The 388-nt window shown below is 45.9% G+C and carries 1 protein-coding gene; it reads left to right on the top strand.

The features are described from left to right. A partial coding sequence (locus tag EXE30_RS16000; RefSeq protein WP_228256134.1) for an Ig-like domain-containing protein occupies positions 1–388 on the top strand: 388 nt, incomplete at both ends.

The following is a 388-nucleotide window of genomic DNA, read 5'->3' as shown; positions in this document are numbered from 1 at the left end:
CGATTCTGACTCTGATAGCGACAGCGACTCAGACAGCGATTCTGATTCTGATAGCGACAGCGACTCAGACAGCGATTCTGACTCTGATAGCGACAGTGACTCAGACAGCGATTCTGACTCTGATAGCGACTCAGATATTGAAGTCACACTTGATACGAGCTTGACGAATGACAGCACGCCAGAACTAACAGGTACTGTAGATAGTCCAACCGCAACTATTGTGGTCACCATTGATGGTGTTGATTATGAAGCTGTGAATAATGGCGATGGTACATGGACACTTGCTGACAATGTTGTTGCAGAATTAGCAGATGGTGATTATGAAGTTACAGTCACTGCAACAGATGCAGAGGGGAATGAAGGTACAACGACTGGCACATTAACAGTC

It is taken from the genome of Acinetobacter halotolerans (assembly GCF_004208515.1).
GTDB lineage: Bacteria > Pseudomonadota > Gammaproteobacteria > Pseudomonadales > Moraxellaceae > Acinetobacter > Acinetobacter halotolerans.
The sequence above is the reverse complement of the archived record's forward strand: the minus strand, read 5'-3'. Positions and strand labels throughout refer to the sequence as shown.